The 26524-nt window shown below is 35.6% G+C and carries 24 protein-coding genes; 5 read left to right on the plus strand and 19 right to left on the minus strand.

The features are described 5' to 3' along the window. Window positions 1-42: 42 nt before the first annotated feature. The 7 genes from ACKVQX_RS00080 to ACKVQX_RS00110 form a co-directional block, all read right to left on the minus strand. Window positions 43-1635, minus strand: a complete 1593-nt coding sequence (locus tag ACKVQX_RS00080) for an ABC transporter substrate-binding protein (RefSeq protein WP_409135898.1) — start codon at window positions 1633-1635, stop codon at window positions 43-45. 21 nt (window positions 1636-1656) lie between these two features. Beyond that, a complete protein-coding gene (locus ACKVQX_RS00085; RefSeq protein ID WP_068454139.1) occupies window positions 1657-2649 on the minus strand; it encodes an ABC transporter ATP-binding protein in 993 nt (330 codons plus the stop codon). Continuing rightward, on the minus strand, window positions 2642-3646 hold the full coding sequence (locus ACKVQX_RS00090) for an ABC transporter ATP-binding protein (protein ID WP_068454142.1): 1005 nt from the start codon (window positions 3644-3646) through the stop codon (window positions 2642-2644). Before ACKVQX_RS00090 ends, ACKVQX_RS00085 begins: the two co-directional genes overlap by 8 nt. 292 nt (window positions 3647-3938) lie before the next feature. Further along, complete coding sequence (locus tag ACKVQX_RS00095) at window positions 3939-5129, minus strand: DUF4272 domain-containing protein (protein WP_409135899.1); 1191 nt, start codon at window positions 5127-5129, stop codon at window positions 3939-3941. Window positions 5130-5194: 65 nt separating this feature from the next. Continuing rightward, the gene (locus ACKVQX_RS00100) at window positions 5195-5779 is read right to left on the minus strand and encodes a hypothetical protein (protein ID WP_068454147.1); all 585 of its coding nucleotides are present in this window, start codon (window positions 5777-5779) and stop codon (window positions 5195-5197) included. Window positions 5780-5842: 63 nt separating this feature from the next. Further along, window positions 5843-7015, minus strand: a complete 1173-nt coding sequence (locus tag ACKVQX_RS00105; protein ID WP_068454150.1) for a hypothetical protein — start codon at window positions 7013-7015, stop codon at window positions 5843-5845. Between the two features lie 90 nt (window positions 7016-7105). Next, window positions 7106-7666 carry a GNAT family N-acetyltransferase gene (locus tag ACKVQX_RS00110; RefSeq protein WP_068454153.1) on the minus strand — a complete coding sequence of 187 codons (561 nt, stop codon included), beginning with the start codon at window positions 7664-7666 and terminating at the stop codon, window positions 7106-7108. Between the two features lie 355 nt (window positions 7667-8021). Between ACKVQX_RS00110 and ACKVQX_RS00115 the strand changes: the two genes are divergently transcribed. Further along, complete coding sequence (locus ACKVQX_RS00115; protein ID WP_082701441.1) at window positions 8022-8663, plus strand: HAD family hydrolase; 642 nt, start codon at window positions 8022-8024, stop codon at window positions 8661-8663. Between the two features lie 283 nt (window positions 8664-8946). Further along, window positions 8947-9228: a hypothetical protein gene (locus ACKVQX_RS00120; protein WP_068454156.1), complete on the plus strand. Its 282-nt coding sequence runs from the start codon at window positions 8947-8949 to the stop codon at window positions 9226-9228. Between the two features lie 225 nt (window positions 9229-9453). Here the strand turns inward: ACKVQX_RS00120 and ACKVQX_RS00125 are convergent, their stop codons facing one another. The 4 genes from ACKVQX_RS00125 to ACKVQX_RS00140 form a co-directional block, all read right to left on the minus strand. Continuing rightward, complete coding sequence (locus ACKVQX_RS00125; protein WP_131004899.1) at window positions 9454-9669, minus strand: hypothetical protein; 216 nt, start codon at window positions 9667-9669, stop codon at window positions 9454-9456. Window positions 9670-9780: 111 nt separating this feature from the next. Next, a complete protein-coding gene (locus tag ACKVQX_RS00130; protein ID WP_068454162.1) occupies window positions 9781-10911 on the minus strand; it encodes a conserved virulence factor C family protein in 1131 nt (376 codons plus the stop codon). Window positions 10912-10926: 15 nt separating this feature from the next. Next, window positions 10927-12816: an ABC-F family ATP-binding cassette domain-containing protein gene (locus tag ACKVQX_RS00135; RefSeq protein WP_068454165.1), complete on the minus strand. Its 1890-nt coding sequence runs from the start codon at window positions 12814-12816 to the stop codon at window positions 10927-10929. Further along, a complete protein-coding gene (locus tag ACKVQX_RS00140) occupies window positions 12813-13442 on the minus strand; it encodes an HD domain-containing protein (protein ID WP_068454168.1) in 630 nt (209 codons plus the stop codon). Before ACKVQX_RS00140 ends, ACKVQX_RS00135 begins: the two co-directional genes overlap by 4 nt. Before the next feature lie 188 nt (window positions 13443-13630). Between ACKVQX_RS00140 and ACKVQX_RS00145 the strand changes: the two genes are divergently transcribed. Beyond that, window positions 13631-14932: an aminotransferase class I/II-fold pyridoxal phosphate-dependent enzyme gene (locus ACKVQX_RS00145; RefSeq protein WP_409135900.1), complete on the plus strand. Its 1302-nt coding sequence runs from the start codon at window positions 13631-13633 to the stop codon at window positions 14930-14932. 54 nt (window positions 14933-14986) lie between these two features. Here ACKVQX_RS00145 and ACKVQX_RS00150 read toward each other — a convergent pair whose 3' ends face one another. After that, window positions 14987-16375 carry a hypothetical protein gene (locus ACKVQX_RS00150; protein WP_325942830.1) on the minus strand — a complete coding sequence of 463 codons (1389 nt, stop codon included), beginning with the start codon at window positions 16373-16375 and terminating at the stop codon, window positions 14987-14989. Between the two features lie 131 nt (window positions 16376-16506). On the opposite strand from ACKVQX_RS00150, the gene ACKVQX_RS00155 reads away from it, so the two are divergent. Further along, on the plus strand, window positions 16507-17892 hold the full coding sequence (locus ACKVQX_RS00155; RefSeq protein WP_325942831.1) for a PLP-dependent aminotransferase family protein: 1386 nt from the start codon (window positions 16507-16509) through the stop codon (window positions 17890-17892). 3 nt (window positions 17893-17895) lie between these two features. Here ACKVQX_RS00155 and ACKVQX_RS00160 read toward each other — a convergent pair whose 3' ends face one another. From ACKVQX_RS00160 to ACKVQX_RS00180, 5 genes are all read right to left on the minus strand, one after another. Further along, window positions 17896-18774 (minus strand): patatin family protein, encoded by an 879-nt coding sequence (locus ACKVQX_RS00160; protein WP_087682611.1) that lies wholly within the window; start codon window positions 18772-18774, stop codon window positions 17896-17898. Between the two features lie 64 nt (window positions 18775-18838). After that, window positions 18839-19345 (minus strand): hypothetical protein, encoded by a 507-nt coding sequence (locus ACKVQX_RS00165; RefSeq protein WP_087682612.1) that lies wholly within the window; start codon window positions 19343-19345, stop codon window positions 18839-18841. 11 nt (window positions 19346-19356) lie between these two features. Then, window positions 19357-19839 (minus strand): GNAT family N-acetyltransferase, encoded by a 483-nt coding sequence (locus ACKVQX_RS00170; RefSeq protein ID WP_068454196.1) that lies wholly within the window; start codon window positions 19837-19839, stop codon window positions 19357-19359. 491 nt (window positions 19840-20330) lie between these two features. Then, window positions 20331-21209 carry a helix-turn-helix domain-containing protein gene (locus ACKVQX_RS00175; protein ID WP_068454199.1) on the minus strand — a complete coding sequence of 293 codons (879 nt, stop codon included), beginning with the start codon at window positions 21207-21209 and terminating at the stop codon, window positions 20331-20333. A gap of 166 nt (window positions 21210-21375) precedes the next feature. After that, complete coding sequence (locus ACKVQX_RS00180) at window positions 21376-23055, minus strand: formate--tetrahydrofolate ligase (protein ID WP_068454202.1); 1680 nt, start codon at window positions 23053-23055, stop codon at window positions 21376-21378. A 233-nt stretch (window positions 23056-23288) separates the two neighbouring features. On the opposite strand from ACKVQX_RS00180, the gene ACKVQX_RS00185 reads away from it, so the two are divergent. Continuing rightward, the gene (locus ACKVQX_RS00185; protein ID WP_068454205.1) at window positions 23289-23495 is read left to right on the plus strand and encodes a cold-shock protein; all 207 of its coding nucleotides are present in this window, start codon (window positions 23289-23291) and stop codon (window positions 23493-23495) included. 114 nt (window positions 23496-23609) lie between these two features. On the opposite strand, the gene ACKVQX_RS00190 is transcribed toward ACKVQX_RS00185, so the two are convergent. Further along, window positions 23610-24953 carry a hemolysin family protein gene (locus tag ACKVQX_RS00190; RefSeq protein ID WP_068454208.1) on the minus strand — a complete coding sequence of 448 codons (1344 nt, stop codon included), beginning with the start codon at window positions 24951-24953 and terminating at the stop codon, window positions 23610-23612. Window positions 24954-25145: 192 nt separating this feature from the next. Further along, window positions 25146-26507 carry an aspartate kinase gene (locus tag ACKVQX_RS00195; RefSeq protein ID WP_068454211.1) on the minus strand — a complete coding sequence of 454 codons (1362 nt, stop codon included), beginning with the start codon at window positions 26505-26507 and terminating at the stop codon, window positions 25146-25148. Window positions 26508-26524: the final 17 nt, after the last annotated feature.

A 26524-nucleotide genomic window follows, 5' to 3' on the forward strand; every position in this document is an offset into this window, starting at 1 on the left:
CGCTGTCACACTGTTCAACTCTGTGCGACAGCGCATGTTTACTTATTTAAAATCAATTGTGTCAAAGCGGTCAGAGCCTGTTGGATGAGCTTTGAAACCAGTAATTTCTTTTTTACCTGCTAATAAAGGTGTTGAGTAAGCAATCGCTACCCAAGGTGCTTCTTCATGGATAATTTCTTGTGCTTCTTCGTATAATTTCGCACGTTTTTCTTCATCTACTTCTTTTTGCGCTTCTTTTAATAATTTGTGTGTTTCAGCATTTTTGAAGAATGTGTAGTTGTTACTACCGATATTATCTTCATCTAAAAGTGTGTATAGGAAGTTATCAGCGTCTCCATTATCACCTGTCCAACCAAGTAAGAAGGCATCTGCTTCACCTTTTGAAGCTTTATCTAAATATGTGCCCCACTCGTAGTTGACAATTTTAGATTTCATTCCAACATCTTCTAAATTCTTTTGAATTGCTTCAGCAATTTTTTGTCCGTCTGGCATGTATGGACGTGGCACTGGCATTGCCCAAAGTTCAATTGTTTCACCTTTATAATCTGATTCAGCTAATAATTTCTTCGCTTTTTCAGGATCATATTTATAGTCTTCAACCGAATCATTGAATCCTTTAATAACTGGTGGCATTGGATTTTTCGCTACATCCGCTTGTCCTTCATAGAACGTATCAACAATCGCTTGTTTATCAATTGCATAGTTGACAGCTTGACGTACTTTTTTATCATCAAATGGTTTACGTGTTACGGTTAAACCAAGGTATCCAACATTTAAAGATGGACGTTTGAATAATTGTAAATTTGGATTATCTTCAATCATTTTTGCATCTGATGGGTTAATACCGTCTGCTAAATCAATTTCACCAGATGTTAAAGCATTTAGACGTGCTGAGTTATCTGGAATAGAACGGAAGATGACTTTATCTAGTTTAGGTAATCCTTTTTGCCAGTAATCTTCATTCTTCTTCAATGTAATGGAATCGTTACGTTTCCACTCAACAAATGTAAATGGACCTGTACCAACTGGTTTCTTTTCGAAATTCTTACCTTCTTTTTCAAGTGCTGTTGGCGATGCAATCGCAAACGGCGTCATCGCTAAGTTCTTTAAGAATGGTGCTTGCGGATAATTTAATGTGATGATAACTTTATCTTCACCATCTGCTTTTACTTCTTTAATAACGGCATTTTTATCGCCTTTAAAACCACCGAACATCGATTGGAAGTATGGGAACTTTTCAGCATTACCATTCATCCAGCGCTCGAAGTTTTTCACAACTGCTTCAGCATTAAAATCTGTACCATCTTGGAATTTAACACCTTTTTGTAGCTCAAATGTATATTCTAAGCCATTCTTTGATGTTTCCCATTTTGAAGCAAGTCCAGGTACTAAATCTGTGTTTTGTTCACCAAAATTGATTAATGTTTCAAAAATATTTTTTGTTACATTCAGTGACTCACCATCTGTTACAGCAGCTGGATCTAATTTTACAGAGTCAGCTCCGCGACCAAAGACAAGAACTTTTTCTTTTTTGTCGCCATCTGAACCGCTATCTTTTTTCTCGCCACATGCTGCTAAAGCAGTTGATAAAACGAGAATTAAGAGTAGGACGAACACAAAACTCTTTTTCTTCATACAATTCCCTCCAAAACTTTTCTATTTATTATCATTGCTGAATGCCTCTGTATAGAGATGGCATGCAACAGAATGACCAGGTTCAACTTCGATTAATGATGGAACACGTTGGTCACAATGCTCCATTTTTAAAGGACACCGCGTATGGAACGCACATCCTGTTGGCGGATTCGCTGGGCTCGGTATATCGCCTGTTAAAAGTTGCGTTTCTCGCATAAAATCAGGATCAGGTACAGGTACTGCGGCTAGTAAAGCTTGTGTATATGGGTGTAATGGCTTTTCATATAGCGCTTCACTTTCAGAAATTTCAATCATTTTACCCAAGTACATGACACCTACTCGGTCACTTATGTGGCGAACGACGCCTAAATCATGGGCAATGAAGATATACGTTAGCTTTAATTCTTGTTGTAAATCTTTCATTAGATTTAATACTTGTGCCTGAATCGATACATCCAGTGCTGAAACAGGTTCATCTGCAATAATCAATTTCGGATTTGTCATTAAGGCGCGTGCAATCCCAATACGTTGGCGCTGTCCACCACTAAATTGGTGTGGATAACGACTTGCATGGTAGCTACTCAATCCAACAATTTCGAGCAATTTTGCGACCTTTTCTTTTCGCTCTTTGTCGTTACCAATGCCATGCACTTTAAGCGGTTCTTCCAAAATTTTCTGAATATTATGTCTAGGATTAAGCGACGCATACGGATCTTGAAAGACCATCTGAATGTCACGTCTTGCTTTTCGTAATTCTTCTTTTGACATTGTCGAAACATTTTTTCCTTCAAAATAAACTTCACCAGCAGTTGGCTCAATGAGGCGCATAATGGAGCGACCAGTTGTTGATTTTCCACACCCGGATTCTCCTACAATACCGAGTGTTTCACCTTCCATAATTTCAAAAGAAACATCATCGACTGCTTTTACATCTCCAACACGACGACCAATCACACCTGCTTTAATGGGAAAGTATTTTTTTAATCCTTTAACTTTTAATAATGGTTCAGTCATTCAGTGCAACCTCCTTTTCTTCTGCAAGGAAACATCTTGAAATATGATGATCATTCGTATGATAAATTTGTGGATTTTCATTTAAGCAACGCTCAAATGCATATTCACAACGTGCTGCAAAACGACAGCCTTTTTTAATCGAACCTGGCTTTGGTACATTTCCCGGTATCGAATACAATCGCTCTTTTTTATAGCGCATATCCGGAACAGATTGAATTAATCCTTTTGTATAAGGATGCTGCGGCGAATCAAAAATCTCTTTTACAGGACCTTCTTCAACAATTTGTCCCCCGTACATGACAATAACGCGCTCACATGTTTCTGCTACAACCCCTAAATCATGGGTGATGAGCATAACTGCTGTGTTTAGACGTTCATTTAAGTCGCGCATTAACGCGAGAATTTGCGCTTGAATCGTTACATCAAGTGCGGTTGTCGGTTCATCCGCAATCAAAATTTGCGGGTCACAAACTAACGCCATCGCAATCATGACACGTTGACGCATACCACCCGAAAGTTGATGTGGGTATTCTTTAATTAATTGTTCAGCACGTGGTAATCCAACTAATTTCATCATTTCGATGGCACGTGCAGTCGCTTGTTTTTTTGACCATCCCTTATTATGTAATAAAATGGCTTCATTTAATTGTTTACCGATTGTAAATAATGGGTTGAGAGATGTCATCGGTTCTTGGAAAATCATCGCGATATCATTTCCTCGTATCTTTCGCATCTCTTTTTCTTTTAATTTTGTTAAATCTCTACCACCAAACTGAATTTCACCATTTGTAATTTTGCCAGGTGGTGAAGGAATTAATCCCATAATCGAAAGAGATGTCACACTTTTTCCCGAGCCAGACTCTCCAACAATCCCAAGAATCTCTCTTTCTCTCAATGTAAATGAAATACCATCTACTGCTGGCACTGCACCATCATCTGTGAAAAAAGTCGTTTCTAAATTGTGGACTCTAAGCAATTCATTCGGTTCATTATTCATAGTAAGTAGCCCCCGATTTAATTTTCTGAAAATTCTTGTTTTTATTTTACAATACCTTTACAAAAAAAGCCAACTTTTTAAATATATTGTATAAAAAGCTTTTTATACAATATATGTTTTATTTTATCTTCAATTCAACGCTTTAAATCGTAAAATTCATTATTTTGAAATAAAAGGAAAACTAATGAACCTTGATTACTTATACAATACAAGTCATCTATTTTGTTGATTTTCTTTTTAAACAAAATAAAAACAAGATCTATTTCGCTAACAAAATAGACCTTGTTTTATCTTAAGAATGAATCGTCACATCATCCCATTGTTCTTCATGCAATTGTGTTATCCAATTAAATGCACGCTGACGTTCTAGTACGACACCATCATCTAAATCAGCTGGTGATTCTTCACCTTGTAAACGCGCTTCTGTACATGCCCAGTGATATAAATAGTTTTCATCCATACGATTTAATACTTCTGTTACGTCACGTGCTTCGGCATCTTGTAATAACTCACCAATATTTGTGTAATTCATTAAAAGATTTAATGTGTGTTCTACATCGCAAATCTGTGTTGGCTCAGCTAATTCTTCAACTAGATGAATACTCCATAACATCACCCATACGGCTTCATATAACCACATTTTATTAATTAATTCTTGTTGTGTATAATCTTCTTGCGCTAAAAAAGCTTCTTCTTCAGCTGTTAAATTCATCTTTACACCGTAGCGATTTAAAAAGACTTCTGCAATGCGTTTTGACGTTTTTAAATTCGTTTCTTCTTTTTCATCTAATAATTCACGAACAAATTGAATGAGAATTAACACGACTGCAGCACGTCTCGCAATTTCTTCTACTGAGCGCATGCGCACCTGTTTTGAGTCTGGTAATAGCGAGAGATTTTCCGTATAAGGAATGTGTCGTGCCTTCATTTTAGCAATCGAGGCTACACGTCTTCCCTGATTTTCAACTGTTTCTGTTACGTCAAATAATGACTTCAATTCACGTTTTGCTACTTGTACAGTGAAATCTTCAGCGATAATTTGCCCTTCACCATTTGCAATCTCTTGTCCGTCAATCGAAATAATATCGCCTGATGGTACATAGATGAAGCCATTCAACTGTTGAATGAATTGAAAATACGAAGGGAAAAATGCTTCTGCTTCATCTTCTTCAATCATGCAACCGAGCATCACATTCGTATGTTCGCCTTGAATAAGCAGCTTTTGTTTAATTGCTTCATCACCATGTATTTCTTGATGAATATATCCGATTAAACCTTGTGTAAATTGATTGGCATCTTCTTTTTGGCGAACTCGATGTGTAAATTGTCCAATTAATTTCTTTTTAAATAGACCTTTTTTAAAAATCTGGAGTGTTTCTTCCCCAAATTCTACTATATAACGATCTTGTTTTTGTTCCATTATTTTTTCAAAAATCGTTGTTGGACTTTCTAATGATGCATAGAGCGTGATGTTTACTGACAATTAGAACATCCTCCTTTATGATTCTTTTATATCCACCTTAGTATAGATGATTCCTTGTTCTGTTTCTATGCAAAAGATTTCAATTTTTGAACGGTTTTAGGCAATGCTGTCAAGCAACTGTAATCACCTGTACGAATAGCACATTCCATTGATAGCTGTGCAAAAGCAGTCGGAATTTCTTGTGGTAGATTAGCTACAAACTGCGTAATTTCACGTGTATATTCTTCCCACTTTTCTTGTTCAATATATTGAAATACGTTAGGTATTACATGTACAGTTACTTGCTGATTTTCTGGTTGCCATAATTGGTATCTAGCCATTGTTGGTTCAACTGTCGCAGGGTTTGTAAAGACGATTTGAATAGCGGGTAATGTGGCTAATTGTTCAAATAATAAAGCATCTAATGGAATGAGCGGTACTTTATATTCTTTTGGTAGGTGCGCAGCAAAATACGTACATGTAATAAAAATAGCCGTTGGTTTTTGATTTTCACATAAACTTTCTAGCTGTTCAAATATCCTTCTTTCTACTTGCAGACGTTCTGTACAAGCTAGTAAATTTTCAATCACGATATGTTGTAATGACTCTCCCGGTAATGCGGCGTCCATCCACTTCTGATTTGAATGATGTGCATGAATACAAATAAACAATTGCTTCAAACCCTTCTATATGAAAAATGAGAAATTGTCCTATTCTACAATTTCTCATTCTCACTATTTTATGATGGTTAAATCTGAAATCATCGCACCATTTTTCAAGTAGCGTTCGATATTTTTAATTTCTTGATGTTGCACGCGTTTTTTCTTTTTTAAATGATATTGATCATAATACGTGTTACCATTTTTCACATATACGATATGCAATTTACCTTCATAGAAAACAGCTTGCATATGATTTGCATCTTTTGCTTGATCTTTTAATTTTAGAACTTTTTCTATTTGTTTCGTTTGTAGATCATAGCGATAAACTTGTCCCATACCATTTAAATAATATAAACCACCTTTGTATGTGGTCGCACTATCATTAAAGCTAAGTGGTAGACTTGATGTTGTCTCTTTTTCTGAGCGATACTTCGCTAAGACAGTTGCTTTAACATCCTTTGTTTTGCGATTCACTTCATATACCATAATATCTTCATATGACTCTGAAACATAACGAGACATGACAAGATAATAAGCTTTTTTTGTAACAAGTATAGGTGCAATCGCATCTAAATCCATTGGACTTTTTAAATTTAAATCTGTAATCTTTTGTAGTTTTGCTTTTTCTTCGAGTGGTGTTTGTTGTAATTGAAAGGCACCTGAGATTAAATCTTGTGTCAGGACAATTACTTGGTCACCCTCTTCACCAGCTGCCGATACAAATTTGGGAATGATGAACTTTTTAAATTGACCATCTTCTCCTGCATAACGAACCGTCATTTTATAATCATGCTTTTCACTTAATCCGCTATTATATAAACTATAGTACTGTTCTGTTTTTGGTAAATAACCATTATGCATACCGCGATAATCTGGCTTTTCAAATGTTGTCTTTTTCGTAATATATTCGGTCAAAGTCATTTGATTCGATTCTTCTACCATCATACGATTATTTGCAAAAGTAATACCACCGTATTCAACTGGTTGAATTTCACGTTCTGTTATATCATTATTTTTGTCCAGAAATAAAACATATCCCTTTGTCTTATCCTCTTCTAATGATTTTGCTTCATTTGAAATATAAAATCCTAATTTTTGCTCTTTTAAAAATTGTTGCCCTTCATATTCTTTTTCGTTTGCTTCTTTGCCAATTGTTGGATTCATAAGCTTGAGCATTATAAAAACAGCCACTGATAGAAATAGAATACTTCCTACAATAATGGCTGCAATTTTTTTCATCTTCATAAAATCCTCCCTGTTCATTGCAACGCTCTCTCCATTTTATAATAGGAATTACATTGAAGTAAAGGGAATCTGAAAAGTGTGACATTCCAACTAGATTGCCACACGCTGATAGTACCAGTTTAAAAAATCTGTTCGTTCAACTGCATTAAGAATACAATATGCTTGTTCGCGACGTTCTAATCGCAGTAACTCTTCTGGATATATACGCTCTACATTACAACGCATATAAGGTAGCTTACGTTGTGCTTTACGTGATCGGAAATTCTCAACACGCGCACCTGCAAATACTGTACGTAAATGACGTTCCATAAAAGCATGATAAAACATCTTCTCTTTTGCTAAGCGATTGTACTCTTTTCCCCAGTATGGTTCACCAATCCAAGTACTCATATGACTTGTTTGCATCTCTTCATTTATATTGTGTAATGTAATGACACCAATCAACTCAAAATCCTCATTCATAATCATACGTGCAACATGATTTCCCATCATTTCTTCTAACTGCATTTCACGAATGAAGTCCATCATTGACGCAACAGATGTTTCGTTTTCTGTTAAGCCGAGTGGTTCTCTTACTGCTGGTTCGCTAATTAGTTGTGACATTCTTTCTGCATAGAAAATGTCTAATTTTTGTAAGTATACTTTTTGCATCTTAATCCCTCCAAATCGTAAAATATGTGCTTGCTGATGATTTGGCGGTATGTGAATTTACAAAAGATGCACGAATGGTATGTTTATGTATTTTTCTATACAAAATTTTTTCAATCGTTCTTTTGTAAAACACTACATCGTTTTAATTGAATCTATCTTTTCGAATGACATACTCCATACACTCCTCAAAACTTGCGTGGAATTGTATGGTAAAATACTGTCTTCTAAATCTCTGTTCATCTGCAAGCTCCTTTTTTCTTTGATATATCTATTATACGTAATTGTCACAAAATGTTCAAACTTTATGCTCATATACTTTGTTAACATGGAAAAAATAGGAATGGAGATGTTAGAAATGAAAAATTATATTTTCGATTTTGATGGAACATTAGCTGACTCAGAACAATGTAGTATTATAGCCACACAACAAGCTTTTCAAAATCACAAGTATAAGGTGCCTACTGCAGAACAAATTACATATTATATGGGTGTACCGATTGAAAAGTCTTTCCCACTCATGATTGATGAAATAGTTGATTCCACTGCTTTAGACGAATTATTAGCAACATTTAGGAGTATCTATCAACAGATTGAACAAGATACATTACGTATTTTCCCGAAGATTGAAGAGGTACTGCAAATATTACAAGAGCAAAAGAAACACTGTTTTGTTTTATCGAGTAAGAAAACTGCTGTTTTAAAGCGCAACTTAGAAATTTTAAAAATCCATACTTTTTTTGAAGACGCAATTGGTTCTGACCGCGTAACGCACTACAAGCCAGACCCCGCTGGTATTTTTCAAATTCAAAAAGAGCATACAATTCAATTGGAGAATACGGTTATGATTGGTGACGCTATTTTTGATTTACAAATGGGGAAGGCTGCTGGGGTTCATACGTGCGCTGTTACATGGGGTAGCCATTCAAAAGAAGCTTTATTACAAGAACACCCCGATTGGTGTATAGATGAACCGACTGAACTAATCACACGCTTCTAGTCACGTCCTAAAAATCTTGTTGTATCCTTATCTTGTTTGTACTTTTGTTTGTATATAAATCACTTTCATTGTTAAGTCATCTACAACAGAGTCTTTTTTATATTCTGAACGCAAATACTTTACTAAAGATGACATCTATTTTAGACAAACACCTTCGAATGATAACCTTATTTGGAACTATACCCTTTTCCCAATAAAATAACATTATTTACTCGATATGTTTTGAATATGTTAAAAGTAGGAATACTACATACTAATCACGTATTGAAATGAGGGAAAAGACATGATGAAAGATGTAAATACGATTCTCTTCTATTACTTAGTCGGTGCAACTATTATTGTTGTTGGTTATTTCGCTCCATTTTCAAATGCAATCATCCCCTACGCCCTTTATACACTTGGTGGACTTTATATCGCTTATGGATTATTTAGCGGTATTTTACTTTTAATGCGCACAAAAAGAAAATCTGCTTTCACGATTTATCGTGAAGCTACTGAAAAACAAAATACAATTAAACCACAAGTAAAACATGCAATTGTTACTTCTTCCTTAAAACGTTCTTAATAAACTAAAAAAATATAGTCTAGGACAAAACATTTCACTTTCTTTTTTAGCGTTCGCAACGAAAAACTGGAACCGCACAACAACGCGATTCCAGTTTTTCTTATGCTCATGTGGGATAGTATTTTTACACGTATGTCCCAATTTTTTTGATGTACATATGAACTATATAACTTATTCACACACGCTATTGTCGTTTTTAACAAACTTCATTGTTTCAAATTACTGTTACACTTCAGAATAGGCTAAAACTTTTGGTTGAGTTAAATTAGCATTTTCCGTTAAATACGCTTGAATTTCTTGTTGCACTGTAGTTGAAATATAAGTTTGGCAATTGCAACGAGTCGCTGGAATATAATGAATAGTTACAAGAGACTGTTGTAGTTGATATTGTTGTGTAATAAGCACCGCTTCTTTATTCGCCTGACATTTTCCACAAATCACGTTAATCACCTCTATCATGACTATTATCGTCATTTTTAATACATATTTAAACACTATACCCCAAAAATAAAAGTCGAACACAGTAAATTTTTAGTGTGTTCGACCTTCTAATTAATCTTTCGATTGTTTACGCATTTCCGTCATCTGTCTCCACATGGAACCTTTAGCAGATTCTCCCTGTGAAATACGCTCGATTGCCATTTTCACTTGTAAACTTACTTCGAATTCTGAATCATCTTGTGCTGCTTCTAATGCAGGTAATGCTTTTTCTGTCCCACTTTCATAAAGGAACATAGCTGCACGCCAACGTACTAATTTATTTTTATCCGATAATGATTCAATCATTGCAGGCTCGAATTCTACCAAGCTTAAATCGCTCATACAATCTCCCGCAGTTCGACGAACCGAGGCACTTTTATCTTGTAATGCACGTTCTAAGTAGGGTACAACCGCTACATCTTCAATCATGCCAAGATATACTGTCGCAAGTCGGCGAATGGACATCTTTTCATCTTCTAATGCTTTCGCCAACATCGGTAGATCTTCTACTGTTGGGTCAGGAATTTGATCGAGTAATTTAAAACGCACTTCCCAATCTTCATGTGCTAAATCGGCAACTGTAATGCGTTTTTTATCTAATTGAACTTGTTCACGCTGTTCAGTTGCTGCCTGTACAAGTTCTTGCAAGCGCTCTGCTGGATAAGTCGCTTCAATTTCCGCAACAATACTTTGACCGATTTCATCAAGTTGACCATAGCGAACACCATAATCAACCCATTTACGTTGTAAAATAAAGTCATCGTCATCCGAAGTACCAAGAACTTCTTGGAACGCATTCACATAGCGCTGATCAAGTGCAAAGCGCTGTTCCTCAGTTGAATCAAATACTTTCACTTGAAGTGGAATGCCTTTGAACATTTGAATGTGTACATACGCTTCCCCGTAATGATCTTGTTCTTTCCCCTGTTGCGCTGCTTCTCCTGCTTCTTCACCAAATACTTGACGAACCGATGCCAAAATCGTTACCCAATCATATTTAGCATTTCGTTCAACTGCTAAAAAGTCTGCAACATGGTATACACCTTTTACACCTTCAATCGCTAAAATTTGTTGGATTTCTGTTGGTGCATCTTCAGCAGCATCTGGTCGGTAATTATGAGCCGTACCAAATGGTAGTTCTTGATCTAAAATCACCTTCATCGTATTTGGACTCGGTGTTGGTTCGATTGATTTAATTTGCATACGATTTCCTCCTTGTTACGCTTTCCCTTCTACAATAGCACTTAGATAATCAAAACGTTCAATCAAATGCTCATATTGTGCATTCAATTCGTCTAATTCATTCGTTAATTGCTGTAGACGCGTAAAGTCTGAACCTGCTGTTGCGATTCCTTCTTCTCGTTCCATAATCGCCAGCTCAATTTTTTCAATATCTGCTTCAATCGTTTCCCATTCTTTTTGTTCTTTGAAAGATAGTTTCTTTTTCTCTGTACGAACTTTTTCGACTTTTGGCTTTTCGACTTTGACTTCTTTTTCAAGCTTTTGTTGTTCCTCTTGTTTTGCTAAAAAGTCTGTATAAATGTCGAGACTTTCCTCAACATGTCCCTCACCATCTAAAACCCACAACTTTTTCGCAATACGATCTAAGAAGAAACGGTCATGGGAAATCGTCACGATGACACCTGCAAAATGTTCGATAAAGTCTTCAAGTACAGACAATGTATCAATATCTAAATCATTTGTCGGTTCATCTAGTAAAAGAACGTTCGGTTGCTCCATCAATAATTTTAATAGATATAAACGCTTACGCTCACCGCCTGAAAGTTTACCAATCTGTGTACCATGTGTATGCAGTGGGAATAAGAAGCGTTCTAACATTTGTGCTGCTGAATGGTGTTCACCTGCTACATCCACAATATCATTCGCTGATTCACGTACATATTCAATCATACGTTCATTCGTATTCATCTGTGGTAAGTGCTGTGTAAAATGTGCGATTTTTACCGTTGAACCGACTTCAATCTGACCTGCATCTGGTTGTAAAACACCAGCTAATAAATTAAGTAATGTTGACTTCCCAGCACCGTTCGGTCCAATAATGCCGATACGGTCACCTTGTTGTAATAAGAAGGAGAAGTTTTCTAAAATAACACGTTCGTCGAATGCTTTCGAAACGCCTTCACCTTCGATAACTTTTTTACCTAGTCGTGAAGTAGCTAGTCCCATCTCAAGTGATGTTTGGCTATTATCTTTTTGAAGGGAATCTGATAATTCTTCAAAACGTTGAATACGTGCTTTTTGTTTTGTAGAACGTGCTTTTGCACCACGTCGAATCCATTTTAACTCCGAACGGTAACGGTTTTGTTGTTTCGCATCAGTTGCTTGTTGCATCTCTTGGCGCATCGCTTTTGCTTCTAAGAAATCACCATAGTTCCCACTATGCTTATATAAAGTTTGATCGGCAATTTCATAGATATGCGTGGATACAGCGTCTAGGAAGTAACGATCATGGGTAATCACAATAACAGAGCCTTTCAGACGTTTGACCATATCGGTTAACCATTCTGTCGACTCGACATCTAAATGGTTCGTTGGCTCATCGAGTAAATACAGGTCGGCTGGTTCAATTAACGTGCGAGCTAGCGCTACACGCTTTTGCTGACCACCTGAAAGAGAAGCTACTTCTGCATCAAATTGGCCAATGCCTAATTTAGTTAAAGCTGTTTTAGCGAGTGCATTGACGTCCCAAGCATCTATCTGATTCATCTGTTGCTGTAATTGGAACATCTGCTGTTGTAGACTTTCAGAAGTTGGATCTGCTGATAAAGCACGCACCACTTCCTCATACTGACGATTCAATGTAATACTTGGTGAATCTCCTTCAAATACTGCATCAAGTACGGTTAGCCCTTTTTCAAACTGAGGGTCCTGTGGTAAATAGGCCACACGGTATTTATTCGGATGGTCTAAATGGATAGAATCGGCATCTTGAATACCTGCTAAAATCGCAAGAAGTGTTGACTTCCCTGTACCATTAATCCCGATTAATCCAGCGCGCTCCCCTTCCACAATCGTAAATTCAATATTTTTAAAGAGTGTTTTTTCACCGACTGTTTTCGTTAAATTGGAAACGATTAAATGACTCATAACTTCCCATCTCTTTCTAACTGTAATTGGTGAATGAACTGCTCCATAAATTCATGGCGTGCTTGCGCTAGTTCCTTCCCTTTATTTGTTTTCATTAAATCTTTTAATAAGAATAATTTTTCATAAAAGTGTGTAACGCTGGCTGTTGATTTCGAGCGATATGTTTCTTCAGACATATTCATGCGCACTTCTTCTGCATCATCATAGAGTGCGCGTCCTTTTGCACCACCAAATGCGAATGTACGCGCAATTCCTACTGCGCCTAATGCATCTAAACGGTCTGCATCTTGGACAATTTTTGCTTCAATTGTTTTCGTCGGTTGCTCATTCCCACCACGGAACGATACAGAAGCAATGACATCTTGGATATGTAGACGTTCTTCTTCTGTTACTTGTAGCGCATCTAAAATGACACGTTCATTTTCTTTATCTGTTGTATATTTTGGGTCACTTACATCATGTAGTAATACCGCTAATTCAACAATATCACGATTTGCAGTTGGTTCTTCTGCTAAAATGGCACGCGCATTCATTTGTACGCGCTGGATATGTTGAAAATCATGACTTGCGTCAAATTGATTGTAAATTTTTTCGACTAATTGTTCACACTGTTCAATACGATTCATCTGTATTCCTCCTTGACCTCTATCTATTATAACGATAAATACACAATATAGAAAAGAATCATTGTATTCTCTATTTCCAAAACTCTCATAATCTACTAGAATGAAGTTAGAGATTTCATTCATTGTTATTTTTTTCTCTAACAGGAGTTCAATTCTCCTTCAAAATATGATAAAAAGAGGCGAAAAACATGCACAAATTAGCAACTGAATTAAACCAGATCATTCAAAACGAAAATCCACATGTATTTGAGATGTTATCGGATCTTGGTAAACAGATGTACTTCCCGACTGAAGGGATTTTAAGTCAATCAGCTGAGGCAAAAAATAAAGCGTTCAAATTTAACGCAACCATTGGTACAGCGATTGAAAAAGGTAAACCGATGCATCTGAAAGTTATTCAAGATAAGCTTTCTGCATACAATCCGTCTGATTTATATCCGTATGCACCACCTGCTGGTAAACCAGCACTTCGTCAAGAATGGCGTAAAAAGATGTTAGTTGATAACCCTGCTCTTGAAGGTCAAACATTCAGTAACCCAATCGTTACGAATGCCTTAACGCATGGCTTAAGTATTACAGCTGACTTATTTGCTGACAAAGGCGATACATTAATCATTCCAGATCAAAACTGGGAAAACTACGATATGGTCTTCAATATTCGTCGTGGTACAACAATCACAACATATCCACTATACGATGAGAACGGTCTTTTCAATGCGGACGGCTTACGTGAAGCAATTCTTGCACAAAAAGGTCATGGTAAGGCAATCGTGCTATTAAACTTCCCAAACAACCCAACAGGTTATACGCCAAATGCACAAGAAGGTGCTTCAATCGTTCAAGCGATTCTTGATGGTGCAAATGCAGGGGTAAATGTTGTAGCGATTACAGATGATGCTTACTTCTCACTATTCTTTGAAGATTCTTTAACGGAGTCACTATTCGGTGCGTTATCAAACATTCATGAGCGCGTTCTTGCTGTAAAAGTAGACGGTGCAACAAAAGAAGAATATGTATGGGGATTCCGCGTTGGTTTCATTACATTCGGTAATAAATCAGAAACGTTATTAAAAGCACTTGAAGAAAAAGCCATTGGCATCATTCGTGCGACAATTTCTTCAGGTCCACACCCATCTCAAACATTCTTACTCGATGCACTAAAGAGTCCTGAATTCGTGACTCAACGACAAGAAAAATTCGACATTATGAAAAATCGTGCGAACAAAGTAAAAGAAGTGCTTGATTCATCTAAATTTGAAGATGCATGGGATTACTATCCATTCAACTCTGGTTACTTCATGTGCTTAAAATTAAAAACAACAAACGCTGAACAAGTACGACAAGTTGCACTTGAAAAATACGGTGTTGGTACAATCTCATTAAGTGATACAGATCTTCGCGTTGCCTTCTCTTGTATCGAAGAAGAAGATATCGAAGAGATGTTCCACTTAATTTACGACGCTGTAAAAGACGTTGAAAAACAAGGTTAATTAAAAACGAGAGCTTTGGCATTACCCTATGCCAAAGCTCTCGTTTACTTTTGTTTACTGAATCCACTTTTCAGCTTTTGAGTTTTTTACTAATCGAAAATCCTGCTTTTTCACATTACGATACTGCACTTTCGTATAAAGTGAATCTTGACTTTTCGTTGCTTTTTGGAAATCTAAAAATCGGTCATACTCTTTTGTTTTCCACATCCATAATCCATTCTTTTGATCCGTTTGGTCATAAATATTTCGTTTCAATAGATTTTTCCTATTTGTCTTCGCATCATTTACAATGAATAAGCGTGAACGACTTGGCGTCATAACATTTCGTTCGATTCGATTGTTTTCTACATAATGTTGTAGCAACAACTGACCACCATATAAGTTTTTCGTATCGTTTTGATAAAGCGTATTCAAACGAATTATCGAATTTTTCGTACCGCCCCTTTTTACATCATATCCACCAACCGAAATACCTGTATAACGATTATGATATATCGTGTTATGCTCAATCGTAATATTTTCTGCATATTTTCCGCGATGTTCTGATGTCGCCTCAATACCTAAATCATTCTGATAAACACGGTTGTTTGCAATACGTACATTTTTTGCACCATCTATATAAATACCACCTGCCGCATAATTTTTACCGTAGGCTGGATTTCCATAAGATGAAATATTTGAGACTGTATTGGCTGTAATCGTACCATTTCGAACATAATCGTATTTTTTATTCGTCGCTACATCTTCATATCCAATAACATCAATTCCAATATTATCGTTTCGACGTACTATATTTTTCGAGATATCAAAACCATCAATATTCCCGTTCAAAACAACTGCTTCACTTGCACCTAATTTTAGATTTTCAACTGTATTTTGCTGGATTCGAATATCTTTCATCGCACCTGTACCATACACAGCAATCCCATGTGCATTGCCGTTTTTAGCATTCGTTTGAATATGGTGTATGTGATTTTGTTGTAGACGAATTGCTCTACTTGAACCTGTCACATAAATCCCCATTGGTGTTTCATTCGTTTTTTTCGTTGTAACATTTTGAAGGGTTAATCCTTTAACTGTAATATATTGTTTGCTTTTAATATGAATTAAAGCTTTTTCACCGTTCACAGACTTTACATTTTCTCCACTAATCACTACTTTTTCGTGTGGAGCTGCTTGGAAGCGAATTGGCTTTTGTTTCGTGCCACTATGTTGAATAATGAGTGGTTCTTTATACGTTCCTTTTCGAATGATAATCGTCATTCCTGCTGTCGCTTTTGTAGCTGCTTTTTTTAATGTTTTCAAAGGCTTCTCTTTCGTACCACTCCATGTATCTTGTCCATTCGTTGCTACGTAAATCGTTTTGACCTCTTTTGCCTCACATGCAATGGATACAAAAGAAGTTGCCATCAAAAAACAGAATAACACTATTATTTTTTTCATCTATTGCCACCTACTTTCAATTCACCTCTAGTATAACGAACTTATAAAAAAACGTAACGAACATTCATTGTTTTCATGTGAAATGGGTATAGAGTAGAAGATAATGGATTCAAGCAAAAAGGGGGGATTACGTGAATGTTTTTAAATTTCCAATTAATAATTTTTCACCAATTGATGAACAAATCTACATCCACTTAAAAAATATTATTCGAAACAAAGAATTTGAAAACATAAAAATTTTCCCAACACCACGAGATCTAGCTATTCAAATTAAACAATCTTATTCCGATGTAATGAGCGCCTATCGACAATTAGAAGTTGAAGATTATCTAAAAAAACAGGACGATATATTTATCGTACCTCATTTTGAACGTGTAGATAAAGAGCATAGTAGTGGGTATAAAAGTGATTATGTCATTGATGAAGAAGTAGCCATTTTTGATTTTTCTCCTACCACTGTTGATAAACAGTACTTTCCTTTAAGTCGTTGGCAAGAATGTTTACTTGAATCCTCAAATCTATCTTCTTTATTTCAATTTAGTCATCATGATGGTGAATATCTTTTAAGAGAAGCTATATGTACACATTTAAAAAAGAATCGAAATATCGAGGCATCTCCAGCGAATATTTTTATTAGTAGTAATGTGCCTGCTCTTTTGCTACAACTTGGAACATTTTTAAAAAAAGGTGGATATTACAACTCTTTTAAAATTGAAAATCCAGGAAATTACGAAGCTTTTTCCATCTTTAAAGAATTAGATTATCATCTCTCTACATGTCCCGTATCGTTAGAAGATGGTCATGATGTGAATAGTTTAAAAGATGAGCGCACTCTTTTTTATGTCACACTCTCTTATCAACAACCTCTAGGATATAATTTACCTATTGAAAAAAGAGCAAAACTACATCAGTGGGCTAAAAAAAATGATTGTTTATTTATTGAGGATGATCGTGAAACTGCCTTTCGGTATGATGTTCGCAATGTTTATCCAATGGCTTCTGTCGATAGTACACATGTTATTTACATTAACTCATTCGCTTACTCTTTTTTACCATCAGCTAAAGTTGCTTATATGGTTCTTCCTAACAAACTCGTTGAGAAATATACACAGTTCACAAAACATCTCACTCAAAACTCCTCCCCTATTCTCCAAACAGCTATAGGGCATTTTATTAATAAAGGATACTTTTTAGAACATGTAGAACATATGAAACAAATCTATAATCAAAAGATGCAAGTGCTCACTGCAAAAATTCAAACTACTTTTCCAGAAAGAGCGCGTATTTTTGGTGAAGAAGCTGGTCAATCCTTACTTTTACAACCTAATAATGGCATGTCTGAAGAAGAATTAATTCAAAGTGCTTTAGAAATTGGCGTAAAAGTATACCCTATTTCACCCTACTACTTAGAAGGACAAACCCCAAAAACTCCGACTCTTATTTTAGGTTTTGGACAATTAACACGTAACGAAATGACCGACGCTATTAATCGTTTATATATAAAATGGTACACCTAATGACTAGTCAAAAGGTGTACCATTTTGTATTAAGAAATGTTCTAGTGCGATTGCGCGCTTTGCTGCTAATTCATAGCCCATTTGATAACTATCTTTAATTGTTGAAATATTCTTTTCAAAACTATTCAATGGATACGGGGGTCGGAATATGAAAGCTTTTCCTTCTTCCTCTAATTGTTCGCATAACTCTAAATCTGCATTATAATGATTGACACGTTGTTCCATCGCATCCACTAACTTAGGATATTTTTTTCGTAAAAATTGCATCGCCCATTTAGTTTTTCGATCTAATGTTTTCCGATAACCTTTTGGTCGTGTGAGTATAATCACATGTCTCTCATAGCCATCCGCAATCGCTTGGTGAATGGGAATAGGTTCAGAAAGCCCACCATCGAAATAAGGCACATCATTAATCTTAATTTCAGGAAAGATAAAGGGAATCGCACACGTTGCACGTAACATCGTACACTCACGATCCATATCAAGTGCATTCATATACTCTACTTCACCTGTATAAGCATTTGTTACACCAAATTTAATCGTGCCATTAAAATCATAAAATGTATCCCAATCAAATAAATCTAGTTGATTCGGTAAAATATTATAGGCAAAATCTAAACCAAATAAACTTTTCTCCTTAAAAAAATTACGAACACCCATATATCGTTTATCATGGCGATAATTCGTAAAAATACGTAATGTTCTTTCTTTTTGTTTTGAAACATACGAAGCTGCATTAATCGCACCTGCTGAAATTCCTAAAATATAAGGCATCTGAATATTTTGGTCGATTAAATAATCTAAAATACCGCCTGTATAAATCGTACGAAATGTACCACCTTCTAAAAGTAAACTAACATCTGTTGGGCGTATCTCGTTCATTCGTCACACTTCCTTTTTCAATCCGTATGATTAGTATACACCTAAAAAGCAAAAGATAACCTTTTTATGTCAAATTTTTCAGCCAAGCCTTTGCACTTTTACGACTTTTGAAGATGATCGTATCCACTGAACTTTCGCGTAACTGTTGTAAAATATGTGGTCGTATTTTCTCTTGATACGTCCATACAAACTGTAAAAATTCCATATCAATTTTTTCGGGACATCCTACTGCCATGTCTACACGCGTTCGGCCAAAGTGTTTGAACCAACGTGTCGTAACTCCTTGTAAACTTTGTATTCTTGGAACATCTAAACAAATTACTAAGTCTGCATATTGCATGCGAAGCGGCAATGTCGAATCAAAATTCCCATCAATAATCCAACTTGACTGCTGTAAATGAGATTGTAAGTCTTTTAAAAATAGTGCTTTCCCTCTTTTTTCCCAACCTTTTTTCCAATACAATTGATCTAAATGAACAAGTGGAAGCTGAGTGACTTTGTGTAATTCTCTACTAAAATAGGACTTGCCTGAACCACTACAACCGATAATCAAAATTCGCTGATGCCGCATACATACCTCCATTAATTTATACACCACTTCAATCTTTTCGTTCGAAGTAAAATACCTTCCACCTGTTCGAGTACAGTGGCCTCACATCGAAAGCTATTAGCTTGTAAAAAAGAAATAGCACCTACTTGAGAAGCTTCTACATGAACCGTCATACTTTCGATTCCATGTAACTCTTCTTTAGCAATTTGTAATAATTGTGTGCCCAACCTTCGTCTTTGATATTCTTTTTCAACATACATCGCAAGTAGTTCACTATTCCCTTGTTTATTCACATATGAAAAATGAGCAAATCCTGTTATTTGCCCATTCACTTCCAACACAAAGAATAATGAATTTTTCATTCGTTGTTTAATTCTTGTAGGCTGATACACCAGCTGTAAAAAATCTTGCTGCATCGCTACTGGTATAACATGTTGATTTACAATTTGATTGTTTTTTTGTGCGATTTGACAAACCATGTCAATATCTGTTTCCACCATCTTTCGAATTTGCATGAAATACCCCCATGTGATTTTTAAATATTTATATGGTTCATAGAATACTAAAAATCATTTTATATTGCTACAATAAGAATATTAATTAACTGAATATTAACTTATTTAACTATTTTTTCTACTTAACTACTTTATTAGTATGAACAAAATACAGGAAATAATAAAGCTAAAGACAACAAATGAATATTAAGATGCTAATAAACTCGAAAAATATTAGCATCTTAATATTCGCACATTTTTTTCTTTTTATTCGCTATACTATTAAAAAATAGCAAGGGAGGAATTACATATGAAAAATGTAAAACGTACAATTGTTTCTGTACTTTTCTTAGCAGCAGTGTTCACATTAACAGCAGACTTCTCAGTGATGCCACTTGATTTACCATACGACTTCTAAACTTAATGTTCTCCATACATGCCGATTAAAAATAAATAGGACATTATCAAAAAACGTCATCAACCTCTCACCTGATGACGTTTTTTAATCTGTATTAATAACACCATTTTCCTTTTAAATCTTTTAGAATGGATAATAAATAATCTTTTCCCAACAATTCAAAAAAGAGCTGCGCTTTATGATACTGTTTGGAAATCTCTACATCTTCATAGCCTAATTTTTCGTAACATTGTCCTAAATAATAATAAAAATTCCCCATATATACCATACGATCTTCTTTAATTGCTTCTTCGATGCCTAACTTAGCTTCACTCATCGCTTCATCATATTTTTCCATATCGTATAATGTTTTCATTCTATTATAAATAACTTTTAATTTGAAAGCATGAAAATCAAATGTCGCTTTTGTTTGTATAATATCTAAATCCATTTTTTTAAAATAAAAAATCGATTTCGTATAATCTTTTTTCTCTGCATATAATACTGCAAGTGAATTTTGAATACGCGTTGATAAATAATTTTTATTTAACTCTTGTTTTGGTGCTTCTCTTTCCAATTCTGTAATATACATAATTGCTTCTTCTACAGAAATTCTTTTTGTAAAATAACTACTCAAATGGAATAACCATCTAAAATAATAACGATACCAACCATTTTGAGATACTGCATTTGATTCATTTTCCGCAATTTGATAAATTTCTTCAAAAGCTCTCTCTCTTAGTAAAACCTCTACTTTTTCAAGTAATTCCATCTCAATAGCCGTGTTTTCTAAGTATACTGCTTCTACAAAATATGTAATCGGTACATTTAAACGTAATGAAAGCGCAATTAAAATATCGATACCTGGAAGCATCTTTCCTTTTTCAATCAAACTGATTGTCCCTTGTGAGCAAATACCTTTGCATAAATCTTGTTGTGTGATGTGTCTTAGCTTTCGCATTTCGACTACTTTTTGTCCTAATATTTCCCCCATCTATATAACCTCTTTTCTTCTAATATACGCCCTTACTATTCTATCTTAATATATTTTAAGTCATTCCCCTATAAAAAAGGAATTTAATGGTGTAGAAATAGCTATAAACAAAAAAATGCACCACAGTTGCTAAATATCACTAGCAATAGTAGTGCAGTTTACTTAATTAAAATAATCCTACAGGGCGACCCTGTTCATCAATATCCATACGAAGGGCTGCTGGTTCTTTTGGTAGTCCAGGCATCGTCATAACATCACCTGTTAAACATACTAAGAATTTCGCACCTAACTTCGGAATAATCTCACGAATTGTCACGGTAAAGTCTGTTGGACGACCTAATAAATTAGGTTGATCTGTTAAAGAATATTGTGTTTTTGCCATACAAATCCCTAATTGATCCCAACCATATTTTTCAATTTCTTTCATTTGTTTTTTCGCTTGATCTGTAAATTGAACGCCTTTACCACCATATACACGTTGAACAATTGTCGTTACTTTTTGTTCAATCGAATCTTTTACATCATATAATGGGCTGAACTGGTTTGGACGGTTTAATACTTCTAATACTTTTTTCGCAAGCTCTAAACCACCTGCACCGCCCTGTTCCCATACATTCGTTAAGGCTACTTCGACTCCTTGTGCCTCACACCATGCAATGACTGTTTGAAGTTCTGCTTCTGTATCGGTAATAAAACGATTGAGTGCCACAACAGGCTCAATTCCGAATTCGCGCACTGTTTGAATATGCTTTTCAAGGTTTTGAATACCTATTGTTAAGGCTCCTACATTCTCTTGTTGAAGTGATTTTTTATCCATACCACCATGCATTTTTAATGCACGAACCGTTGCGACAATAACAACCGCATCTGGATGAAGGTCACCTTGTACAGATTTAATATCCATGAATTTTTCGGCACCCAAGTCCGCACCAAAACCTGCTTCTGTCACAACAATATCAGCTAATTTACGCGCTGTATGTGTCGCTTGAATCGAATTACAACCATGTGCAATGTTTGCGAATGGACCACCATGAATAATCGCTGGTGTACCTTCAATCGTTTGTACAAGGTTCGGCTTGAATGCATCTTTTAATAATAGTGTTAACGCGCCTTCCACTGCTAAATCTTTGACGAAGACTGGTTCTTTATCATATGTGTAACCAATCACAATTTCAGATAGACGTTTTTTCAAATCTTGATAGTCTTTTGCTAAACAGAAAATGGCCATAATCTCAGAAGCGACCGTAATATCAAAACCATCCTCACGTGGAACACCTTGTGCTGGCCCGCCTAAACCAATCATGACATGACGCAACGAACGGTCATTCATATCAAGAACACGTTTCCAAATAATACGACGTGGATCAATGTTTAATTCATTTCCTCGGTGGATATGATTATCAATAAAAGCTGCTAGTGCATTATTTGCTGTTGTGATTGCGTGTAAATCACCTGTAAAATGCAAGTTAATATCGTCCATCGGTAATACTTGTGCATAGCCACCACCTGTAGCACCGCCCTTAACACCCATAACAGGTCCTAAAGATGGTTCACGTAATGCAACCATTACGCGCTCATTCAATTGGTTTAGAGCGTCAGAGAGACCTACTGTTACAGTTGATTTCCCTTCTCCTGCTGCTGTTGGATTAATCGCTGTAACAAGTACGACCTTTGCATCAGCTGTTAAATGATTCAACTGTGTTGTATCAATCTTCGCTTTGTACTTCCCGTATAGCTCAAGTGCATCTTCTGGAATACCTGCTTTTTCAGCAATTGCTGTAATATGTTGCATTGGTGATTCAAGTGCAATTTCTAAATCGGTTTTCGGCTTCGTTGTATGTGACATGATTCCGTCTCCTATCTATCAGATGATTATCTTTACATTACTACAAAATGAAATACTCTTTCAATTCTAAAAAGTACTTTTTTTAAAAACATTTGAAGTTTTTTACAAAATATGTGACTTTTAGTTCAGAATATCTGAATAATTGACATTTTTTTAAAATTCATGCTATAGTTTATTCACCTGTAAAGACAAATTGCTTCATTTATAGGTAGATGATACTTGGAGGGATTCTCATGCATAGAGGCAAAGTTAAGTGGTTTGATACGGTAAAAGGATATGGTTTTATCGAATCGGAAAATGGCGATGATGTCTTTGTTCATTTTACAGGGATTGTCGGAGACGGATTTAAAAATTTAGAAGACAATCAGCTCGTTGAATTTGAAATTGTAGAAGGCAACCGAGGACCACAAGCCTCACATGTGGTTGTAATTCACCCATAAATAGATGATGCATCATGTAAATAAAAATCCACGCTCTGTATATGATACGAGTTTGGATTTTTATTTTTGGTTATAAAAAAGAGAAGCAGGATTGCCCTACTTCTCTCATTCTCATTATTCTATTTCTTTTTCATCCATAGAAGTTTCTTCTTTCGGTTCTTCTTTTAAAATATCTAAACGAACGATTTGATGATTATTAATTTCTGTTGCTGTAAATACACAATTCTCATAGCGTACTTGTGAACCAACTTCAATATCATCGTTATTCGCCATGAACCAACCACCGATTGTATCAACATCTTCATCTTCCATGTCTAAATCAAGCAATTGATTCACTTCATCTAATAAAAGTTTCCCGCTAACATTGTAGTGTCCTTCGCCTAATTTATGATGCTCCGGTAATTCATCCGCATCAAATTCATCACGAATTTCGCCAACAATTTCTTCTATAATATCTTCAATTGTGACGAGGCCAGAAGTGCCCCCATATTCATCTAATAAGATGGCCATATGAATTCTTTCCATCTGAAACTTAATAAGTAGCTTACTAATTGGGAATGTTTCAATGACTTGAATAACAGGTTGTACAAATTTACTTACTTCTTCGTCACGAACAGATTCGTCTCTCACCATCTCAGTTAAAATCTGTTTCATGTTTACTACACCAATAATATGGTCTTTATCGCCATCATACACTGGATAACGTGTATATTGTTCAATATTCATACGCTCAAAAATTTCATGGATTTTCGTTGATTTTTCAAAGCTACTTAGCTCTGTACGCGGAACCATGACTTCTTTTGCGATTCGATCATCAAACTCAAAGATACGATTCATGTAGTGATACTCTGAAGTATTGATTTCGCCACCCTTTAAACTATCTGACATAATCATACGTAGCTCTTCTTCGCTATGCACTTCTTCATTTTCTGACATCATTTTTAATCCAAATAAACGTGCAAGTAATCTTGCTGAACCATTTAATAATCGAATTGGTAAATACATGATTTTATAGAACAGAATTAACGGTCCTGAAAAACGTAATGTTACCATTTCTGCTTTTTGAATAGCGAGTGTTTTCGGTGCTAATTCACCGACAACAACGTGTAAAAATGTCACAACAGAGAATGCAATCACGAAAGAAACAACAGTAATAGCTTTTCCTTCAAGTCCTACTAATTCAAATAGTGGATGTAACAATGTTGCCACTGTTGACTCCCCTACCCAACCAAGTCCAAGCGCTGTAATTGTAATCCCAAGCTGACACGCAGACAGATACTCATCTAAATGAGTAATAACTGTTTTCGCGCGCACCGCTTTTTGATTTCCTTCACTTATTAACTGATCAATTCGTGTTGTACGCACTTTTACAATCGCAAACTCTGTTGCTACAAAGAATGCGGTAAATGCGATTAATAAAATAAATAACACAAGTTTTATGGCTATCTCGACGTCCAAATATGTCCTTTACAATACGGTTCGTACTTTCGGGTATTGTAAAGAATTCACCTCCCAAATTTAATATACTTTAAATTTATACGATTTTTACTCCAAAAAGCAATTTATAAGTATGAATTTTATAAATTTTACATTCATTTTTTTAAAATCCTTTTATGGAATTAATCACTAATTGCGAATATGTGGATTCTTTCAAGCAGTTACAGCTGTGAAAAATTCATTGTATAACTCTTTTAAAATCACATCTTCATATTGACGTAATACACCAAATGATAATGATACTTCTGAAGAACCCTGGTTAATCATTTCGATATTCGCTCCTGTACGTGCAATTGCTGTTGCTGCACTAGCAGCTAAACCTGTTTTATACTTCATACCTTCACCTACAACCACAATCATTGAGAAGCCATGACGGAAATTCACATCATCTGCATGTAATTCATTCGTAACACGATCTAAAATACGCGCTTCTTTTTCATCGTCTAATTGATAGCTGCGAATAATAACCGAGATATCATCTAAACCAGATGGTGTATGTTCGTATGAAATATCTTCTTCTTCTAAAATTTGTAGTAATTTACGTCCGAAACCAATTTCACGGTTCATTAAATATTTTGATACATATAAAATCGAGAAGCCTGAATCAGCTGAAATACCCGTAACAGGACGTTTACTTTCTTCACGCTTTGCTACAATACGTGTCCCAGGAGCACTTGGATTATTTGTATTTTTAATATTTACAGGAATCCCTTGTTTTACGACAGGCATCAATGCTTCGTCATGGAATACAGAGAAACCTGCATACGATAATTCACGCATTTCGCGATACGTAATTTCTGTAATTTCCGCTGGATTGTTGACTACTTTCGGATTCGCACTGAATACACAATCTACATCTGTAAAGTTCTCGTATAAATCAGCGCCAACTGCTGCCGCAAGAATCGCACCTGTAATATCTGAGCCTCCACGATCGAATGTGCGTAATAAACCTGACTTTGTATAACCGAAGAAACCAGGGAATAGAATAATTTCATCACTATCTTTTAATGAAGCTAATTGTTCATAAGCTTCTGCAATTGCCATTGTACGTTCTGGCACATCATTCACTACTAGCCCTTCTTTTGGACTTACATAGCGTGTTGGGATGCCAATGCTGTTAAAATAAGCAGCGACCATTTTGGCATTATTATCTTCTCCACTTGCTTTTAAGGAGTCCATTAACATTTCATCTGTTAAATGTATAGCTTGTTCACAGCGTGCTTTTAAATCTAACTCAATAATGTCACAAATTTCGTGATCCAAACCTAAACCAATCGCATTATCTTCATAACGTGATACAACTGCTGCAATTTTTTCTTCATAAGGCTTTTTAGCGATGACCGTATGCGCTAAATCGATTAATAAGTCGGTTACTTTAATATCTTCCGATGTACGTTTACCTGGTGCAGAAACGACCACAATACGACGTGTTGGATCTGCTTGAATAATATTTGCTACTTTTTTGATTTGTTCTGCACTTGCTACAGATGTGCCGCCAAATTTACATACTTTCATCTTTATCCATCCCAATC

Origin of the sequence: Kurthia sp. ISK08 (assembly GCF_046159805.1) — a bacterium.
Taxonomy (GTDB): Bacteria; Bacillota; Bacilli; order Bacillales_A; family Planococcaceae; genus Kurthia; species Kurthia gibsonii.

Coding starts and splice junctions, on each gene's coding strand:
- ACKVQX_RS00175 (WP_068454199.1), bottom strand. CDS start 21,209: ATGGGGGAAATATTAGGACAAAAAGTAGTCGAAATGCGAAAGCTAAGA.
- ACKVQX_RS00170 (WP_068454196.1), bottom strand. CDS start 19,839: ATGCAAATTCGAAAGATGGTGGAAACAGATATTGACATGGTTTGTCAA.
- ACKVQX_RS00135 (WP_068454165.1), bottom strand. CDS start 12,816: ATGAGTCATTTAATCGTTTCCAATTTAACGAAAACAGTCGGTGAAAAA.
- ACKVQX_RS00105 (WP_068454150.1), bottom strand. CDS start 7,015: ATGAAGATGAAAAAAATTGCAGCCATTATTGTAGGAAGTATTCTATTT.
- ACKVQX_RS00120 (WP_068454156.1), top strand. CDS start 8,947: ATGATGAAAGATGTAAATACGATTCTCTTCTATTACTTAGTCGGTGCA.
- ACKVQX_RS00130 (WP_068454162.1), bottom strand. CDS start 10,911: ATGCAAATTAAATCAATCGAACCAACACCGAGTCCAAATACGATGAAG.
- ACKVQX_RS00165 (WP_087682612.1), bottom strand. CDS start 19,345: ATGCGGCATCAGCGAATTTTGATTATCGGTTGTAGTGGTTCAGGCAAG.
- ACKVQX_RS00140 (WP_068454168.1), bottom strand. CDS start 13,442: ATGAATCGTATTGAACAGTGTGAACAATTAGTCGAAAAAATTTACAAT.
- ACKVQX_RS00195 (WP_068454211.1), bottom strand. CDS start 26,507: ATGAAAGTATGTAAATTTGGCGGCACATCTGTAGCAAGTGCAGAACAA.
- ACKVQX_RS00185 (WP_068454205.1), top strand. CDS start 23,289: ATGCATAGAGGCAAAGTTAAGTGGTTTGATACGGTAAAAGGATATGGT.
- ACKVQX_RS00160 (WP_087682611.1), bottom strand. CDS start 18,774: ATGAACGAGATACGCCCAACAGATGTTAGTTTACTTTTAGAAGGTGGT.
- ACKVQX_RS00085 (WP_068454139.1), bottom strand. CDS start 2,649: ATGACTGAACCATTATTAAAAGTTAAAGGATTAAAAAAATACTTTCCC.
- ACKVQX_RS00150 (WP_325942830.1), bottom strand. CDS start 16,375: ATGAAAAAAATAATAGTGTTATTCTGTTTTTTGATGGCAACTTCTTTT.
- ACKVQX_RS00115 (WP_082701441.1), top strand. CDS start 8,022: ATGAAAAATTATATTTTCGATTTTGATGGAACATTAGCTGACTCAGAA.
- ACKVQX_RS00080 (WP_409135898.1), bottom strand. CDS start 1,635: ATGAAGAAAAAGAGTTTTGTGTTCGTCCTACTCTTAATTCTCGTTTTA.
- ACKVQX_RS00090 (WP_068454142.1), bottom strand. CDS start 3,646: ATGAATAATGAACCGAATGAATTGCTTAGAGTCCACAATTTAGAAACG.
- ACKVQX_RS00110 (WP_068454153.1), bottom strand. CDS start 7,666: ATGCAAAAAGTATACTTACAAAAATTAGACATTTTCTATGCAGAAAGA.
- ACKVQX_RS00180 (WP_068454202.1), bottom strand. CDS start 23,055: ATGTCACATACAACGAAGCCGAAAACCGATTTAGAAATTGCACTTGAA.
- ACKVQX_RS00145 (WP_409135900.1), top strand. CDS start 13,631: ATGCACAAATTAGCAACTGAATTAAACCAGATCATTCAAAACGAAAAT.